The sequence below is a fragment of the Actinoplanes campanulatus genome (assembly GCF_014647795.1).
Taxonomy (GTDB): Bacteria; Actinomycetota; Actinomycetes; order Mycobacteriales; family Micromonosporaceae; genus Actinoplanes; species Actinoplanes campanulatus.
This window is the reverse complement of the sequence record NZ_BMPW01000002.1, coordinates 191,722-208,632: the sequence shown is the minus strand read 5'-3', so window position 1 is coordinate 208,632 and position 16,911 is coordinate 191,722. Positions and strand designations below refer to the sequence as shown.

The 16,911-nt window shown below is 72.0% G+C and carries 11 protein-coding genes; 2 read left to right on the top strand and 9 right to left on the bottom strand.

Annotation, left to right across the window (positions count from 1 at the left end):
• Positions 1-17 precede the first annotated feature (17 nt).
• The 6 genes from uvrC to rsgA form a co-directional block, all read right to left on the bottom strand.
• On the bottom strand, positions 18-1,949 hold the full coding sequence (uvrC, locus tag IEZ13_RS05765; protein ID WP_183217558.1) for an excinuclease ABC subunit UvrC: 1,932 nt from the start codon (positions 1,947-1,949) through the stop codon (positions 18-20).
• Positions 1,950-2,048: 99 nt separating this feature from the next.
• A complete protein-coding gene (locus tag IEZ13_RS05760; protein WP_183217557.1) occupies positions 2,049-2,579 on the bottom strand; it encodes a Rieske (2Fe-2S) protein in 531 nt (176 codons plus the stop codon).
• Between the two features lie 224 nt (positions 2,580-2,803).
• Positions 2,804-5,758 (bottom strand): excinuclease ABC subunit UvrA, encoded by a 2,955-nt coding sequence (gene uvrA / locus IEZ13_RS05755; protein WP_183217556.1) that lies wholly within the window; start codon positions 5,756-5,758, stop codon positions 2,804-2,806.
• A gap of 103 nt (positions 5,759-5,861) precedes the next feature.
• On the bottom strand, positions 5,862-7,658 hold the full coding sequence (locus IEZ13_RS05750) for a glycosyltransferase family 87 protein (RefSeq protein WP_229794476.1): 1,797 nt from the start codon (positions 7,656-7,658) through the stop codon (positions 5,862-5,864).
• Between the two features lie 165 nt (positions 7,659-7,823).
• The gene (locus IEZ13_RS05745) at positions 7,824-7,985 is read right to left on the bottom strand and encodes a hypothetical protein (RefSeq protein WP_183217555.1); all 162 of its coding nucleotides are present in this window, start codon (positions 7,983-7,985) and stop codon (positions 7,824-7,826) included.
• A gap of 259 nt (positions 7,986-8,244) precedes the next feature.
• The gene (rsgA, locus tag IEZ13_RS05740; RefSeq protein WP_183217554.1) at positions 8,245-9,294 is read right to left on the bottom strand and encodes a ribosome small subunit-dependent GTPase A; all 1,050 of its coding nucleotides are present in this window, start codon (positions 9,292-9,294) and stop codon (positions 8,245-8,247) included.
• Positions 9,295-9,503: 209 nt separating this feature from the next.
• Here rsgA and IEZ13_RS05735 point away from each other — a divergent pair, with 209 nt between their 5' ends.
• Both IEZ13_RS05735 and IEZ13_RS05730 read left to right on the top strand, forming a co-directional pair.
• The gene (locus tag IEZ13_RS05735; protein ID WP_183217553.1) at positions 9,504-10,202 is read left to right on the top strand and encodes a maleylpyruvate isomerase family mycothiol-dependent enzyme; all 699 of its coding nucleotides are present in this window, start codon (positions 9,504-9,506) and stop codon (positions 10,200-10,202) included.
• Positions 10,199-10,843 (top strand): MBL fold metallo-hydrolase, encoded by a 645-nt coding sequence (locus IEZ13_RS05730; protein ID WP_183217552.1) that lies wholly within the window; start codon positions 10,199-10,201, stop codon positions 10,841-10,843. The genes IEZ13_RS05735 and IEZ13_RS05730 overlap by 4 nt, the downstream gene beginning before the upstream one ends.
• Positions 10,844-10,861: 18 nt before the next feature.
• On the opposite strand, the gene IEZ13_RS05725 is transcribed toward IEZ13_RS05730, so the two are convergent.
• From IEZ13_RS05725 to IEZ13_RS05715, 3 genes are read right to left on the bottom strand one after another with little or no spacing between them, the layout of a single operon-like run.
• Positions 10,862-11,536, bottom strand: coding sequence for a hypothetical protein (locus IEZ13_RS05725; protein ID WP_183217551.1), 675 nt, complete (start codon positions 11,534-11,536; stop codon positions 10,862-10,864).
• Positions 11,537-11,551: 15 nt separating this feature from the next.
• On the bottom strand, positions 11,552-12,061 hold the full coding sequence (locus IEZ13_RS05720) for a SigE family RNA polymerase sigma factor (RefSeq protein WP_183217550.1): 510 nt from the start codon (positions 12,059-12,061) through the stop codon (positions 11,552-11,554).
• Positions 12,058-16,848, bottom strand: coding sequence for a sensor histidine kinase (locus tag IEZ13_RS05715; RefSeq protein WP_229794475.1), 4,791 nt, complete (start codon positions 16,846-16,848; stop codon positions 12,058-12,060). Before IEZ13_RS05715 ends, IEZ13_RS05720 begins: the two co-directional genes overlap by 4 nt.
• Positions 16,849-16,911 lie beyond the last annotated feature (63 nt).

Below are 16,911 nucleotides of genomic sequence, written 5' to 3'. Positions count from 1 at the left end.
TGGTAGGCCGGGGAGCGTTACCGCTCTCCAGTCTTCCCCGAGTCGGGTGAACGCAGGGCCGCCAGAACCGATTCCGCCGTCCGCAGGCCGATGCCGGGCACCTCGGCGATCTCCTCCGGGGTGGCCTCGGCGATGCGCTTCATCGACCCGAAGTGCCGCAGCAGCGCCTTGCGCCGCACCTCGCCCAGCCCGGCCACCTCGTCCAGCGCGGACGCCGTCATCCGCTTGGAGCGGCGCTGCCGGTGGAATGTGATGGCGAAGCGGTGCGCCTCGTCACGGACCCGCTGCAACAGGTAGAGCGCCTCCGACGTCCGCGGGAGGATGACCGGGAAGTCGTCGGCCGGCAGCCACACCTCCTCCAGCCGCTTGGCCAGCCCGCACAGCGCCACGTCGGTGACGCCCATCTCGGCGAGCACCGCGGCGACCGCGTTGACCTGCGGCTGGCCACCGTCCACCACGATCAGCTGAGGTGGATAGGCGAACCTGCGCGGCTTGCCGGTCAGCGGGTCGATGCCCGGCAGGTCGCCGTCGTCGGGCTGTTCGAGAGCCTTGAACCGGGCGAACCGCCGCCGCATCACCTCGCTCATCGCCGCCAGGTCGTCGGTGCCGCTGCCGTCCGGGTTGCCGCGCACGATGAAGCGGCGGTACTCGCTCTTGCGCTCCAGCCCGTCCTCGAAGACCACCATCGAGGCGACCACGTCGGTGCCCTGGATCTGCGACACGTCGAAGCACTCGATGCGCAGCGGCACCCCCTCCATCCCGAGAGCCTCGGCGATCTCCTCGAGCGCCCGGTTGCGGGTGGTCAGGTCGCCGGCCCGGCGCAGCTTGTGCCGTTGCAGCACCTCGGCGGCGTTGCGGGCGACGGTCTCCATGAGCGCCTTCTTGTCGCCGCGCTGGGGCACACGCAGGCTGACCCGGCTGCCCCGGTTCGCGGACAGCCAGTCGGCGAGCGCGGCGGCGTCGTCGGGCAGGTCGGGCACCAGCAGCTCGCGGGGGACGTCGGTCTCGCCGTGCTCCTCGCCGTACACCTGCGTGCAGAAGTGGTGCACCAGGTCGCCGGTGGACAGCTCCTCGACCTTCTCCACCACCCAGCCGCGCTGGCCCCGCACCCGGCCCCCGCGCACGTGGAAGACCTGCACGGCGGCCTCCAGCGGGTCGTCGGCGAAGGCCACGATGTCGGCGTCGGTGCCGTCGCCGAGCACCACGGTCTGCTTCTCCAGGGCCCGGCGCAGCGCCACCAGGTCGTCGCGCAGCCGGGCCGCGCGCTCGAACTCCAGATCCTCGGAGGCGCGCAGCATCTCCCGCTCGACCCGCTTCAGGAACTGGTCGGTCCGCCCGGCCATGAAGTCGCAGAACTCGTCGACGATGCCGCGGTGCTCCTCGGCGCTGACCCGGCCCACGCACGGCGCCGAACACTTGCCGATGTCGCCGAGCAGGCACGGCCGGCCGATCTGGTGGGCCCGCTTGAACACCCCGGCCGAGCAGGTCCGTGCCGGGAAGACCCGCAGCAGCAGGTCGAGCGTCTCGCGGATGGCCCAGGCATGCGAATAGGGGCCGAAGTAGCGGACGCCCTTGCGCTTGACGCCGCGCATCACCTGGAGGCGCGGGAACTCCTCGTCGAGGGTGACGGCGAGGAACGGGTACGACTTGTCGTCCCGGTATTTCACGTTGAACCGCGGGTCGAACTCCTTGATCCAGGAGAACTCCAGCTGGAGGGCCTCGACCTCGGTGCCGACGGTCACCCAGTCCACGCCGGCGGCGGTGGTGACCATCTGCTGGGTCCGTGGGTGCAGTGTCCACACGTCGGCGAAATACGAATTCAGCCGGCTGCGCAGGCTCTTCGCCTTGCCGACGTAGATCACCCGGCCGGCCGGATCGCGGAAGCGGTAGACACCGGGAGCGTCCGGGATGGTACCCGGCGGCGGGCGGTACGTGGACGGGTCTGGCACAACTCCAACACTAGTGCCAGGGACTGACAGAATTGCCCGACCGGAGGTCCGGTGCCGCCGCCACGGCGCCGGGCCTCCGGCCTCGAGAACGAGGCGGGATCAGGCCGCCGTCACCACGTTGTCGCCGTCCACGTCGATCGCCACCGCGGCCAGCGGCTGACCGGCCGGGCCCGAGGTCGGGGCGCCGTCCTCGATCGAGAAGAGGCTGTTGTGGCACTTGCAGATGATCGAGCCGTCCTTGATCACGGAGACCTTGCAGCCCTGGTGCGTGCACACGTTGCTGAACGCCTTGTAGGTGCCCTCGGTGGGCTGCGTGACGACCACCTCGTCCAGAATGACGCCGCTGCCGACCGCCACCTTCGACGTCGCCACCAGCACGTTGCCGCTGCCGCCACCCGTGTTTCCGCCGGCGTCACCGCCGTCGCCGGCATCGGCGCTGCCGGCCGGGACCGGGTTGTCACCGAAGTCCGTGCCGTTCGGGTTGGTCCCGCTGGTGCCGGTGCCGCAGGCCGAGAGGACCGCGGTCGCGCCGACGGCGCCGGCGCCCATCAGGACGACGCGCCGGGACGAGGCGGTGCCCGGTCGGTCCTGCTGGATCTCGGCGTCGGTCCTCGGCTGCACGTCAGTCATTTGTCGCCCTCCACTACCTGTTCTCTGCCGCCAATGTCACGCGGAGTCGCCCCGGGGTACGGATCAGATGCCGTGATCAGTTCAACGGTCCCGAGTGAGATTTTCCCGCTTTCTCCACGTTCGCCCGACCGGTTTGCCTGGTGCCGACAAACAGTGCCGCACCCGGGAGACCTTAGGAGACCAACCGGGTGCGGTAGCTGAGAGTCGTCTAAGAAGTTTCTAAATCAGGCGGTGGCCTTCGCCCGGGACCGAGTGGCGCGCGCCCGCGGGGCGGCGGTGGACCCGTTCGCCTTCGAGGCCCGGCCGGTCGCGGCCGCCGAGCCCCGCCCGTCGCCGGTGAGCCCGAGCATGTGCCGCAGGAACTGCCCGGTGTGGCTCTCCGGCACCTCGGCCAGCTCCTCCGGGGTGCCGGCGGCCAGCACCAGGCCGCCCTTGTGGCCGCCCTCCGGGCCCATGTCGATCAGCCAGTCCGCCGTCTTGATGACGTCCAGGTTGTGCTCGATGGTGATCACCGTGTTGCCCTTGTCGACCAGGCCGTTGAGCACGATCAGGAGCTTGCGGATGTCCTCGAAGTGCAGGCCGGTGGTCGGCTCGTCGAGCACGTAGACGGTCCGGCCGGTGGAGCGTTTCTGGAGCTCGGAGGCGAGCTTGACGCGCTGGGCCTCACCGCCGGACAGCGTGGTGGCGGGCTGGCCCAGGCGCACGTAGCCGAGGCCGACGTCGACCAGGGTCCGCAGGTGCCGGTGGATCGCAGGGAGCGCCGAGAAGAACTCCGCGGCCTCCTCGATCGGCATGTTCAGCACCTCGGAGATGGTCTTGCCCTTGTAGTGCACCTCCAGGGTCTCCCGGTTGTACCGGGCGCCCTTGCAGACCTCACAGGGGACGTAGACGTCCGGCAGGAAGTTCATCTCGATCTTGATGGTGCCGTCACCGGAGCAGTTCTCGCAGCGGCCGCCCTTCACGTTGAAGGAGAACCGGCCCGGGCCGTAGCCCCGCACCTTGGCCTCGGTGGTCTCCGCGAACAGCTTGCGGACGTGATCGAACACACCGGTGTAGGTGGCCGGGTTCGACCGGGGCGTCCGCCCGATCGGCGACTGGTCCACCCCGACGACCTTGTCGACGTGCTCCAGGCCGGTGACCCGGGTGTGCCGCCCGGGCACCTGCCGGGCCTTGTTGATCTGGTTCGCCATGACGGTGTGCAGGATGTCGTTGACCAGCGTCGACTTGCCCGAACCGCTGACCCCGGTGACCGCGATGAACTGGCCCAGCGGGAACGGCACGGTCAGGTTGCGCAGGTTGTGCTCGCGGGCGCCGTGCACCACGACCTCGCGCCCCGGCGTCTGCGGCCGCCGGGTGGCCGGCAGCGGGATCGACTTCCGGCCGGACAGGTAGGCCCCGGTCGGCGACTTCTCGTTGGCCAGCAGGCCCTCGACGGTGCCACTGTGCACGATCTGCCCGCCGTGCTCGCCGGCGCCCGGCCCGATGTCGACGATCCAGTCCGCGGTCCGGATGGTGTCCTCGTCGTGCTCCACCACGATCAGCGTGTTGCCCAGGTTGCGCAGCCGCACCAGGGTCTCGATGAGACGGTGGTTGTCCCGCTGATGCAGGCCGATGGACGGCTCGTCCAGCACGTACAGCACGCCGACCAGGCCGGAGCCGATCTGGGTGGCGAGCCGGATGCGCTGCGCCTCGCCGCCGGAGAGGGTCCCCGCGCCGCGGTCCAGCGACAGGTAGTCCAGGCCCACGTCGACCAGGAACCGCAGCCGGGCGTTGATCTCCTTGAGCACCCGCTCGGCGATCATCTTCTGCCGGTCGTCGAGCTCCAGGCCGGACAGCAGCTCGGCGCACTCGCCCACCGACAGGTTGCACACCTCGGCGATGCTCTTGCCGGCCACCGTCACGGCCAGCACCTCGGGCTTGAGCCGGGCGCCGCCGCAGACCGAGCAGGGGACGTCGCGCATGTACCCCTCGTACTTCTCGCGCGACCAGTCGCTCTCGGTGTCGTTGTGCCGCCGCTCGATCCACTGCACCACGCCCTCGAAGCCGGTGTAGTAGGAGCGTTCGCGGCCGTACTTGTTCCTGTACCGCACGTGGACCTGGTCGTCGGCGCCGTACAGCACGATCTTCTGCACCCGGCTGGGCAGCGCCCGCCAGGGCGTCTCGAGGCTGAAGCTCTCGGCGCCGGCCAGGGCCTCCAGCAGGCGCAGGAAATACTCCTGGGTGGTGCCGCCGGCCCACGGCTGGACGGCGCCCTCGCTGAGGCTCTTCTCCACGTCCGGGATGATCAGCTCGGGGTCGACCTCCTTCTTCGTCCCGAGGCCGGAGCACTCGGGACAGGCACCATACGGCGCGTTGAAGGAGAAGACCCGTGGCTCCAGGTCCTCGATGGCGAGCGGATGGTCGTTGGGGCAGGCCAGATGCTCGGAGAAGCGGCGTTCCCGCTCCGGGTCGTCCTCCGGCAGGTCGACGAAGTCGAGCACCACGATGCCGCCGGCCAGCCCGAGCGCGGCCTCGACCGAGTCGGTGAGGCGCTGCTTGCTGGACGCCTTCACGCTGAGCCGGTCGATCACCACCTCGATGGTGTGCTTCTCCTGCTTCTTCAGCTTCGGCGGCTCGGTGAGCGGATGCACCACACCGTCGACCCGGGCCCGCGCGTAGCCCTTGGACTGGAGTTCGGCGAAGAGGTCGACGTACTCCCCCTTGCGGCCGCGGACCACCGGGGCCAGCACCATGAACCGGGTCCCCTCGGCCATCGCCAGGACCCGGTCGACGATCTGCTGCGGGGTCTGCCTGCTGATCCGCTCCTTGCAGACCGGACAGTGCGGGATGCCGGTCCGCGCGAAGAGCAGGCGCAGGTAGTCGTAGACCTCGGTGATCGTGCCCACGGTCGAGCGCGGGTTGCGCGACGTCGACTTCTGGTCGATCGAGACGGCCGGGGACAGACCCTCGATGAAGTCGACGTCCGGCTTGTCCATCTGGCCGAGGAACTGCCGCGCGTACGACGACAGGGACTCCACATAGCGCCGCTGACCCTCGGCGAAGATCGTGTCGAAGGCGAGGCTCGACTTGCCGGAACCGGAGAGGCCGGTGAAGACGATCATGGCGTCGCGGGGCAGGTCGAGGTTGACGTCACGCAGGTTGTGTTCGCGGGCGCCACGGATTGTCAGTCGGTCGGCCACGGCCAGCCTTTCCGCATTCAGGGTCGAACCCGTACAGGTGTATGAGTCGAGCAGACACTCTAGCGACGGGGTATGACAATTTCCCGGACACACCCGCTCACTCTTACGAGTTAACCCGCCAGATCTCGACGCCGCCCACCAACTGCGGCTCGCCGAGCACGTCTACCAGAACCGATCGCAGAAGCGAGCCATTCCGGCTGTCCGGAACCAGCATCACCACGGCGGCGCGCCAGTAATCCAGATCACCGCGGATCCGCAGGCGGTCGGCGTCGGTCAGCACCGGCCGGAAGCCGTACTCCCGGACGCTCCAGAGCAGCTCCGAGGTGTAGCGGTGCGGGGCGAACCAGGAGCCGGTGTCGTCGAACGGCGCGTTGGCCGGGCCCATGAAGTAGCCGCGCGGCGTCGGGTAGTCGAGATTGTTGAGGGCCGCCCAGCGCTGTCCGGTCCGCCCGGTCGTCACGTCCGGCAGCGGGACGGTGACCAGCGTCTTCCCCTCCGGCACGTACTGCCGCCAGATCCCCTCGGTGAGGAACGCCGGCATCGGGTCGCCCTGCACCACCGGCAGCGGTTTCGGGAACAGCGGCACCAGGGCCAGGGTCATGCCGATCCAGAACCGGCGGCGGCGCTCCGGCGGGTACGACCCGATCCGGTCCGCCGCGAAGGCCAGCAGGATGCCGGCTACCGTGGCCGGCACCATGGCGAACCGGGTCACGCTCACCAGGTCGATCACCGGCACGTGGCTGACCAGCGCGAACGGCAGCGGGATCCGGGTGCTGAAGCCCAGCACCCGCAACTGCGGGCCGAGCGACATGACCAGCAGCGCGAGCCCGGCGATCGCGGTGGCCCGCAGCGCCACCGACCGCCACAGCATCACCATCGCCACGATGATCATCACCAGACCGAACAGGCCGAAGAACGTGTTGTCCTCGGTCGCGCTCACGCTCAGCCGCCGGGTCACCACGCCCAGGCCGGCCAGTGACTGCCGGGCGTAGGCGCCCAGCGAGGCCAGGTCGGTGACGTAGGCGGTCGGCTCGAACGGCTGCCCGTGATAGTTGCCACGGGCGAAGAACTGGTACCAGAGCGGGTAGCCGGCCAGCACGCCGGAGGTCAGCGCGGCCACCCCGAGCCCGGCCGTGAAACGTCGCCACACCAGCCGGGCCTCGTCCCGCGCCATCAGCGCCCAGGAGCCCGCGAAGATCCCCAGAGTGAGCGCCGCGAAGAGCAGCGCCTCCTCGTTGATGAAGATCTGCAACACGATCAGCAGACCGAGAATGATCCCGCCCCGCCACACCCGGCCGGGCTCCCGCAGACGCAGCACCTGCCAGACGATGAACGGCAGCACGTAGTTGCTGACGAAGTTCACGTGCCCGTTCGCGTGCGAGACCATGGCCGGGGCGAAGCCGCACCAGACGCCACCGATCCAGGCCGCGAGCCGGCTGCGCACCAGATGCCGGCTGAGCACCCAGTACCAGGCGAAGGCCGTCCCGCCGAGACCGAGAGTGATCAGCAGGGCGACGGTCACTCCACCGCCGAGGAAGTGTGTGACCGGCGCCAGCGGCAACGCCAGCGCCAGGATGGACGTGTTCGCCATCATGTTCACACCGACCGGCACGTTGAACCGGTCCTCGTAGAACAGCGGCGCCCCGTCGAAGATCACCCGCTCGGCGTGGGCCAGCATGAACAGGAAGATCCCGTGATCGTCGTCGTTGCCGGCGAGCACCCGCCCGTTCGGGTCGATCCACAACTGGATCACCACGAGCACGGCCAGCGCCAGGAACCCCAGCGCGATCCACAGATCGACGAGCCGCCACCGGGCGTCCCGCTCATCGCCCGGGCTCGCCGCCGGCTCCTCCACGACCGCCGCCGCCTGCTCTCCGGTCATCCCATCCGCCGCACGCACCGGCCGAATTGTGCCAGAGCCGCAACCGCCCCTCCCAGCGCCGCCACCCGCGCCATGACGTGCGCTTACTCTCAAAAATCAAGATCAAGACCACGCTTTTGTACGCGGCGGACCGTCATCACAGAATCGTTCCAGTTCCGCCCAGCCGGCGAGCACACTGCCCGCTCACGCCTGTGCCGCCCCCGCCGGGCGGAGATCGGTGGCCGGGCCGGCCCGGCTGACCGCCACCATCCGCATGTGCCGCCGCTCACCCCAGGCGTCCCCGCTGGCCACCCCGCGCCCGCCCCTCACGCGGATGGCCGCACGCACGGTCACGGTCACGGTCACCCAGGGAGCGCAGGCGCACACGATCGCAATGCCGTGACCGCCCACCCACACCACAGCCACGACGGGCACACACGCAGGGCCAGTCGTGTGCGCTTGCCGTTCCGCAACGGCCCGGACCACCGCCCGGTTCGGGGCGCGCAGCGCCCCGGAGGCCATGCGGGACAGCCCGGCGGCGGGCGACGGCCTGGGGTGGGCAGCGAGATCACCGGTAGGGCAGCGCTCCGCAGACCCGTACAAGAAAATGGTGTTGATCTTGTATTTACCGGCGGCGGGAACTCGGGGGTGTGGGGGTGCGGCGCTGGCGGGCCAGGCGCACCGAGCGCCGCCCGCTCTCCACCTCGACCTCGCGGCGGAGTTTGCGCCAGCTGGCCAGGCGGCGCGGTGGCAGCGAGCCGTCGGCGAGGGCGGCCTGGACGGCGCAGCCCGGCTCCCGCTCGTGGCGGCAGTCGTCGAAGCGGCAGCGCCCGGCCAGGCCGGTCACGTCGGCGAAGGCGCGGTCGAGGCCGCCGCCGGTGTCGAGGAGGCCGACGCCCCGGATGCCGGGCGTGTCGATGACCGCGCCGCCGCCGGGCACGGTGATCAGGTTGCGGTAGGCGGTGGTGTGGCGGCCTTTGCCGTCCGCGTCACGAATCTCCTGGACCGGCATGACGGTGGCGCCGGCCAGCGCGTTCGCCAGGGTCGACTTGCCGGCGCCGGACCGGCCGAGGAGGGCGAGCGTGCGGCCCGGGCCGACGTGCTCACGGAGCCGGTCGAGGCCCTCGCCGCGCTGGACGCTGATCGGCAGCACCGGCACGCCGGGCGCGAGGGCGCCGAGCTGACGGGCTATCGCGCCGGGGTCGGCGCAGGTGTCGCTCTTGGTGAGCACCAGCAGCGGGTCGGCCCCGGACTCCCAGGCCAGGGCGAGCAGGCGTTCGACGCGGGCGTCGTCGGGCTCCGGATGGATCGGTTCGACGACCGCGATGGTGTCCATGTTCGCGGCGAGGACCTGGCCGGACGCGTCCTTGTCGGCGGTACGGCGGATCAGCGTGGTCCGGCGGGGCAGCACCAGCTCGAGGGTGGTCCGCCGGTCGGGCCATCGGCGCAGCACCACCCAGTCGCCGGAACAGGGCAGGGTGGCGGGGTCGCGGGCGGCGTCGAGCAGGACGCCCCCGCCGAGGGTGGCCCGGGTCACCCCGGTGGCGGTCAGCACCGTGCACACGCCACGGTCGGCCCGCAGGACCCGCCCGGGTTCGGAGTCGGGCCGGTCGAAACGCCGGAAGGTGGATACGAAGTGGTCGTCCCAGCCGAGCTGGGACAGGGGGTACGACATGGAAACCCTTTACGGTCTTGGGGGACGGCGGCGCCTGGGGATCAGGCGAAGGCCCCCGGGTGAAGGGACGCGGCACGGGTGAAACGCACGGTCCTCACCTCCTCCGCTGGGTTCGATCGATCAGCGCGTCTGCCACGACGGTACGGCCCTGGTCAGCGCGGCGAAAGCGAATTCCGTGGCGGCGGGCGCCGCACCGGTAAGGTCGGGCTGTGACCATGGATCCGCTGGTGTTGATGACGGACGTGGAGGACGCCACCGAGGCGCTGCTGCGTGCCTCGGGTTCGCTGGCCGACGGCGAGATGGGCGCGCCGTCGCTGCTTGCGGGCTGGACGGTCGGGCACGTGCTGACCCATCTGGCGCGCAACGCGGACGCCCTGACCAACCTGTTGACCTGGGCCCGGACCGGGGTGGAGACACCGGCGTACGCGTCGCCGGAGGACCGGACGGCGGGCATCGAGGCGGGCGCGGCCCGTCCGGTGGCCGAGCAGCTGGCGGATCTGCGGGCCGCGCACGAGCGGTTCGCCGACGCCGCGGCCGCGATGCCGGCGGCCGCCTGGACCACCCGGCTGCCGCTGGCGAAGAGCGCCGCCGCGGTTCCCTGGCTGCGGTTGTGCGAGGTGGAGGTGCACCGGGTCGACCTGGGCCGCGGCTACACCCCCGCCGACTGGCCGGACGCGTTCGCGCTGCGCCTGCTGCGGGCGATCGTCACCGATCCGCCGGCCGGCTCGCCGGACATGGTGCTGCGCCCGTTCGGCCTGGAGCACCCGCTGGTGATCGGCTCCGGTGCGGGCCCGGTCGTCGGCGGCCCGACCAGGGCGCTGGCCGCCTGGCTGATCGGCCGGGCGGACGGCGCCGATCTGACGGTCTCGCCGGACGGCGAGCTACCCGAGCCCGCGAGGTGGAGATGAGTTCCGAGTACACCGGCGACGTGGTGACCGGCGGCGAGCCGGCGGTCCGTGACCTGGGCGACGGCCTGACCCTGACCAAGGTGTCGGTCGGCGCGATGGACAACAACGCCTACCTGCTGCGGGCGGCGACCGGCGAGCAGCTGCTGATCGACGCGGCCAACGACGCCGGGACACTGCTGGCCCTGATCGGCCCGGCCGGGCTGCGCGCCGTGGTGACCACCCACCGGCACGCCGACCACTGGCAGGCGCTGGACGAGGTGGTGAAGGCGACCGGCGCCGAGTCGCTGGCGCACGCCGACGACGCCGCCGGGATCCCGGTGGTGACCCGGACCCTGCTCGACGGCGACACCGTCGAGGTGGGCGGGCACACGCTCGACGTGATCCACGTGGTGGGGCACACGCCCGGTTCGATCGTGCTGTCCTACCGGGGCGAGCATCTCTTCACCGGCGACAGCCTGTTCCCCGGAGGTCATGGGCGGACGGCGAGCCCGGAGAACCACCACCAGATCATGGACCATCTGGAGGCCCGGGTCTTCGGCCGGTTCGGTGACGCCACCTGGTTCTACCCGGGCCACGGCAAGGACTCGACACTCGGCGCGGAACGCCCGAACCTCCAGGAGTGGCGGGCGCGCGGCTGGTGACGCGCGCCCACCCGTCACCTATCCGTGGGTGACCTTGGCGCTGTCGTCGACGTGGATGCCACTGGCGAACTCGACGACCTGCTGCTCACCCCAGCCCAGGCCGTCCCACACCTGGACGATCATCCAGCGGTTCTCGCCCAGGTTCACGAACAGGGCGTGACCGGTGGTCTGGTCGAGCATCTTGGTGAGCACGGCCTCCTTGCCGTTGATGGTCAGCTTCTTGCCGCCGGCGATGTCCTCGCCCGGCCCGAACTCCTGGAGCTGGGCCATGATCTTGCCCGCGAAGCTGTGCGGGTCGTTGTCGGGAGCGCCCTTCGGGGCGATGGTGATGCCGTATTCGTCAGCGCCCTGGAGCACCCAGCCCTCGGGGACCTTGTCCAGGGTGAAGCCCTTCGGCTGCTCACCCTGGTAGGCGACCAGCGCGGTGGGACCGGTCGCCGGGGAACTGGTGGACGGCCGGTCGCCGGCGGCCTCCGGGCCGGAAGGGCCGGACGGGCCGGAGGCGATGCCGGTGCCGGCGACGATCACGGCGGCCAGCGCGGCGGCCATGAAGACGGAGCCGCCGGCGGCCTGCACGGTACGGCGGCGGCGCAGCGCGGTCCGGCCGCGGGCCAGGTCGGCGGCGACCTGCTCCGAGGTCGGCTCGGCGTCTGGGCCGGCGATCCGCGCCAGCCCGTCGTGGAGGTTCATCATGTCAATTTCTCCTGATCAGAGCAGTGCCAAGGAGGGATTGGGGCCGAGCACGGCCCGGAGCCGGTCGAGTGCCCGGGCGGTCTGGCTCTTCACCGTCCCCTCGGAGCACCCGAGGGCGTCGGCGGTGTCGGCGACGTCGAGGTCGTAGAAGTAGCGGAACACCAGCGCCGCCCGCATCCGCGGTGGCAGCTCCCGCAGGGCCGCGCGCAGCCCGTCGGAGACGTCACCACCGGCATGCTCGGCGGCCGCCCGGTCCGGGACCTCGGCCATCGGCCGCTCACTGCGCCGCCACCACCGCCGCCGCTCGTCGGTCAGCGCGTTGACCAGCGCCCTCCGGACGTAACCGTCCGGGTTGTCGGCACGCTGGAACGCCGGCCAGGCGACGTACAGCTTCGTCAGCGTGGACTGGACGAGGTCCTCGGCCAGGTGGGCGTCGCCGGCCGTGAGCAGAGTCGCCGTACGCACCAGCGCGGCCCTCCGGCTGACCACGAACTGGTGGAATTGCTCATCACGCTCGTTCTTCACACGAGCCCCTCCTTCGCTCTCACGCCTCCCTGACGACTCCCACCTCCCTCAGGTTGCATGAGGGTCACCTCGAAGCTCGATCCTCCTCCGGCGCCGGCCCGGTAGTGGACGTCCCCATGGTTGGCACGGGCCAACTCCCGGACGATGTAGAGCCCCAGACCGGTGCCCGGCACCTTCCCCGCGGTCGGCTCGGCACGGGCGAACCGGTCGAAGAGCCGGTCCCGGAACTCCGGCGGCACGCCCGGCCCCTCGTCGCGGATCTCGATCGTCACGGCCGCGGTGTCCGCCCGGGCCACGACCGCGGTGGCGCCACCGCCGTACTTGGCGGCGTTGCTGACCAGGTTGGTCAGGATCTGGTCGAGGTGGCTCGGCTGCACCAGGGCGACCAGGTCCGGCGGGCACGTCACCGGGACGTGGCCGGTGCCGGCGACGGCCAGGGCCGCCTCGACGTGCTCGGCCACCCGGACCGGGACGGGCGCCGCGACGAGCCGGCCGGCGTCGAGGCTGACCAGGTCGAGAACCTCCTGGACGATGGCGGCGAGCCGCCGGGTGGTCCGGTGCACCCGGATGAGGGAGTGGTGGACGGGATCCGGCAGCTCGTCCTCGTCGAGGATCAGGTCGAGGCCGCCGAGGATCGCCGCGAGCGGGTTGTTGATCTCGTGGCCGAGCATGCCGATCAGGTCGGCCTTGAGCTGGTTCGCGGCCTCCAGATCGGAGGTCCGGACCCGTACGGTGTCCTCCAGCGAGTCGTAGAGCAGCGCGTTGTCCAGCGAGACCGCCAGCTGCCCGGCGATCAGCTCCACCGTCTCCAGGCGGTCGGTGGAGAACACGCCGCCCTGCCGGTGGTTCTCCAGCACCAGGACGGCGACGTCGACGGTCCGGCTCGGGATGGGCATCGCCAGCAGGGAGCAGTGGTCCAGCGCGGCGACGTACGGGTCCCGCGCGAACCGGTCGTCCTGGGTCGCGTCTGCCACCAGCAGCGGGCGGCGGGTTCGGGTCACGTACCGGACCGCGGTCGCCGGCGCCGGCCGCGGATCCCGCGTCCCGGGGTGACGAAGCACCAGGTGCACCCGGGTGGCCCCGGTCATGGCGCTGAGCACGTCCCCGACCTGCGCCTCCAGGTCGGCCAGCGTGATGGCCGAGCTCAGCGCGCGGGAGGCCCGCAGGATCGCCATCAGGTCGATCCGGTCGGCGCCGGTCCCGTGGCCGGAGTCGCTCACCCGTTCCGCGCGCAGGAACGGGTGCTCGGCCTCCAGCCGTCGCAGCGGCCCCTCCGCACCCCACTGACGGTAGGTGTCGCGCGCCTCGGTGAGCAGCTGCCGCCCGGCGTGTGCGAGCCCTCGGTCGAGGTGGAACCGGGCCGCCCGCTGGGCGAGCACGGCCCGGTGCCACGGCCGCCCGGCCACCTCGTGCAGGCCGGCGTCGAACTCGCGGGCCGCGCCGTCCGGATCGCCGAGCGCCCAGCACCGTTCGGCGTCGACCAGACGCAGCAGCGGCCGGAAGTTGCGGGGCTCGTCGGCGGCCCGGCGGGCGATCCAGTCGCGGACCGTGCCGAGCTCGGCGGCGGCGCCGGTGTCGCCGGACCGGACCCGGGCGGCCAGGGCGATCGCGCGCACCACCCGGGCCAGCGCCCAGATGTAGAGCCCGCGGATCGCCTCGCAGTGCTCCATCGCCCCGGCGGCGTACCGGTCCAGTTCCTCGTCGTCCTGGCACATCAGCGCGGCGAGGGCCCGGTTGACGTAGTGGATGGCCAGCGCCACCGGGAAGGTGGGGCGTCCGTGCGGTTCGGCGCCCGGCTCCCGGCCGCGCAGCACCCGCACCAGCTCCCGGTATTCGGTCAGCGACAGCGCCGCGATCCGGTTGCCGGTGCGCCCGGCGAACGCCAGCGAGGCGTCGATCTCCTCGGCGACCGTCTCCAGCGAGTCGGCGGTCTCCAGCAGCACGGCCGCCAGGCGGGCCGAGAGCATGCCGGCGACCTGCACGTCCCCGGCGGTCAGCAGTTCCTCGCGGGCGTCCTGACCGGCCTCGGCGATGTCCTCCAGCGGTTCGAACCAGTGCGCGGCCACGAAGAGGTGCATGTACCGGGCGATCGCGGTCTCCGCCTGATAGCCGTGCTCCCGTCCGGCCTCGACGACGTACCGGCTCAACCGGTGACCGGTGCGGTAGTCGTCGAACAGGTGGATCGTCGCGCAGATCACCGCGCCGAGCGAGCCGACCACCGGCGCGCACACCCCCGCACGCCGCCACAGCCCCAGGACCTGGAGCAGCACCCACGTATGCGGCAGCGGGCCCAGCACGTAGGCCGGCGCGAGCAGCCGGTTGAGCAGCCGGCCCGCCGCGAGCACCCGGGGATCGGTGGTCTCCGCGGCACGGCTCAGGTCGATGGCGCAGTCCCGCAGGACGGCCGCCTCCCGGTGGACCACGGGACCGGGGTCGTCCGGGGAGTCGATGCCGAACCGGCGGAGCAGGTCCACGCCGAGGTCGTACGACTCCCGGGTGTGTCCTCGCTGGCTCAGGCTGTTGACCTGGTTCGCGGTGGCGGCGGCGAGCGCGAGCAGGTCCGGGGACCGGGCGGTCAGCTCCCGGTACACCTCGTCGGCCTCGTCGAGCCGGCCCAGGCAGTAGAGCGCGGTGTGCCGGGCCACGGTGACGGCGTCCCGCTCCCCCGCCGCCGGGTCCATGAGCCGCTCGGCGGCGTCGAGCAACTCGACGGCGACCTGGTAGTTGGTCATCTGGCTGGTCCGCCGGGCGGCGGCGTGCAGCAGGCCGGCGGCGGCCCGCCGCTCGTCCGGCGCGTCCACCAGGTCCACCACCGGCAGGTACTGCTCGGCCGCCTCCTGCCGGTACCGCTCGTGCCGGGACAGCTCGCGGGCCATGCTCAGCTGGAGGTGCTCCCGGTCGCCGGGCGCCAGGCAGTCCCGGGCGGCCTGCCGCACCAGGTCGTGCCGGAACCGGACGGCGCCGTCGGCGAGCAGGATCAGGCCGTCGGTGACCGCCGGGGCCAGGCGCCCGGCCAGGTCCGCCTCGGACGTCCCGGTCGCGGTGGCCAGGAAGCCGGTACCGACGTCACCGCCGAGGCAGGCGAGCGCCGCCAGGATCCGGCGTGTCCCGCCCGCCTGCTGATCCATCCGGGCAGCCAGCAGTTGCGGGACCCGGTGGCGGCGGACGAAGTCACGGATCGCGTCCGGCTCCCACCGCCAGCCGTCCGCGACCGGGCGCAGCAGGCCCTCGGCGCGGAGGGCGTTGAGCACCTCGACCGTCGCGAACGGATTGCCGGCGGCGCCCGCCTCGATCAGTCCGGCCGGCACGGACGCGGCCTCCGGGGGTATCCGGAGCACGGCGCCGATGAGCCGGGCGGACCCCTCGCGGTCGAGTCCACCGACCCGGATCACCGGCTCCGTCACGCCGTCGCGCTGCCAACGGTCGAGCAGCGCCGCGAGCGGCCGTTCCTCGTCCCGGTAGGTGGTGACCAACAGCAGCCCGGGGATCGGCCCGGCACTCACGATCGCGTCCATGACCCGGTGCGTCCCGGAGGTGGCCCACTGGAGATCGTCGAGGACGATCACGATCCGGTGCCGGGCGGCGAGCGCCCGGATCAGGGCGACGGCGGTGGCCACGATCCGGCCCTGCGCGGTCGTGGGGTCGGACGTGGACGGCCCGCCCGGGACGCCGAGCAGGTCGGCCATCTCCGGGATCGCGTTGGCCGCTACCACGGCGTTGGGGCCGAGCTCCGCGACGATCCGCGCACGGTCCGCCGCCACCTCGGATTCGGGTTCGGCGAGGACGAGACGGATCAGGCTGCGCAGCGCCCGGGTGATGCCGCCGCCGCTCGTACCGGTCCGGAACTGCTCGAACGCCGCGGCGGCGAACCAGCCGCCGCGTGCCGTCACCGCCGGCCGCAGGCTGCGGGCGAGGGCGCTCTTGCCGATCCCGGACGGTCCGGTGATCAGCACCGGCCGGCTGCCCTCGGTGAGTGCCCGGTCCAGCGCCGAGGTCAGCGCGTGCACCTCCCGGTCCCGGCCGATGAGGACGGGCGGTGGCACGAAGCGGGCCGGGAAGTCCCGCTCGCCCAGCGGCCAGCCACCGTCGGGATCGTCCCGGCAGCGGGTCAGATCATGGAGCAGCCCCTCGGCGCTCTGGTAGCGGTTCGCCGGGTCCTTCTCCAGCAGGCGCATGATGATCTCGCTGAGGCGTGGTGGCAGCCCGGCGGGCACGGGCGGCGGCTCCACCAGGGTCTCGCGGATCAGCTCCAGGGCGTCGTCGCCGGTGAACGGCGGCTCGCCCATGGCCAGCGTGTAGAGGGTGGCGCCCAGGCCGTACAGATCGGCGCGGGGATCGACCGTCGGGCCGATCCGCCCGGTCTGCTCCGGGGCCAGGAAGCCGAGCGTTCCGACCGGGCCGCCCGCCTCGTCCGCCTCCGCCGCCCCGGCCAGCGCCAGGTCGTAGTCGATGAGCAGCGCCGGCCCGTCGGGCGGCAGGACGACGTTGGCCGGCGTGACGTCGCGATGGACCACCCCGGCGCGGTGCAGGGCGGCGAGCGTCGCCGCCAGGCTTCGACCGATCTTCAGAAGCTGGGGTACGGGCACCGGCCGCTGGACCGGGGAGGCCGCGTCGTCCTCCAGTACGAGCAACTGGCGGGACTGGTGGCCGGCGAGCCTGGGCACTCCGGGAACGCCGGCGAGCCGGATCAGCACGGCCCGTTCCCGCTCGACGCGCCGGGCGGCGCCGGGTCCGGTGGCGCGTTTCTGGATCAGGGTGGAGCCGTCGCGAGTGCCCCGGCGGAGCACTTGGGTCCGTTCGCTGTGATATAAGACGACATCACCCACCACCTTGTTGTCTCATTGCCGGGA

Coding starts and splice junctions, on each gene's coding strand:
- IEZ13_RS05760 (WP_183217557.1), bottom strand. CDS start 2,579: ATGACTGACGTGCAGCCGAGGACCGACGCCGAGATCCAGCAGGACCGA.
- rsgA (WP_183217554.1), bottom strand. CDS start 9,294: ATGTCGTACCCCCTGTCCCAGCTCGGCTGGGACGACCACTTCGTATCC.
- IEZ13_RS05730 (WP_183217552.1), top strand. CDS start 10,199: ATGAGTTCCGAGTACACCGGCGACGTGGTGACCGGCGGCGAGCCGGCG.
- IEZ13_RS05725 (WP_183217551.1), bottom strand. CDS start 11,536: ATGATGAACCTCCACGACGGGCTGGCGCGGATCGCCGGCCCAGACGCC.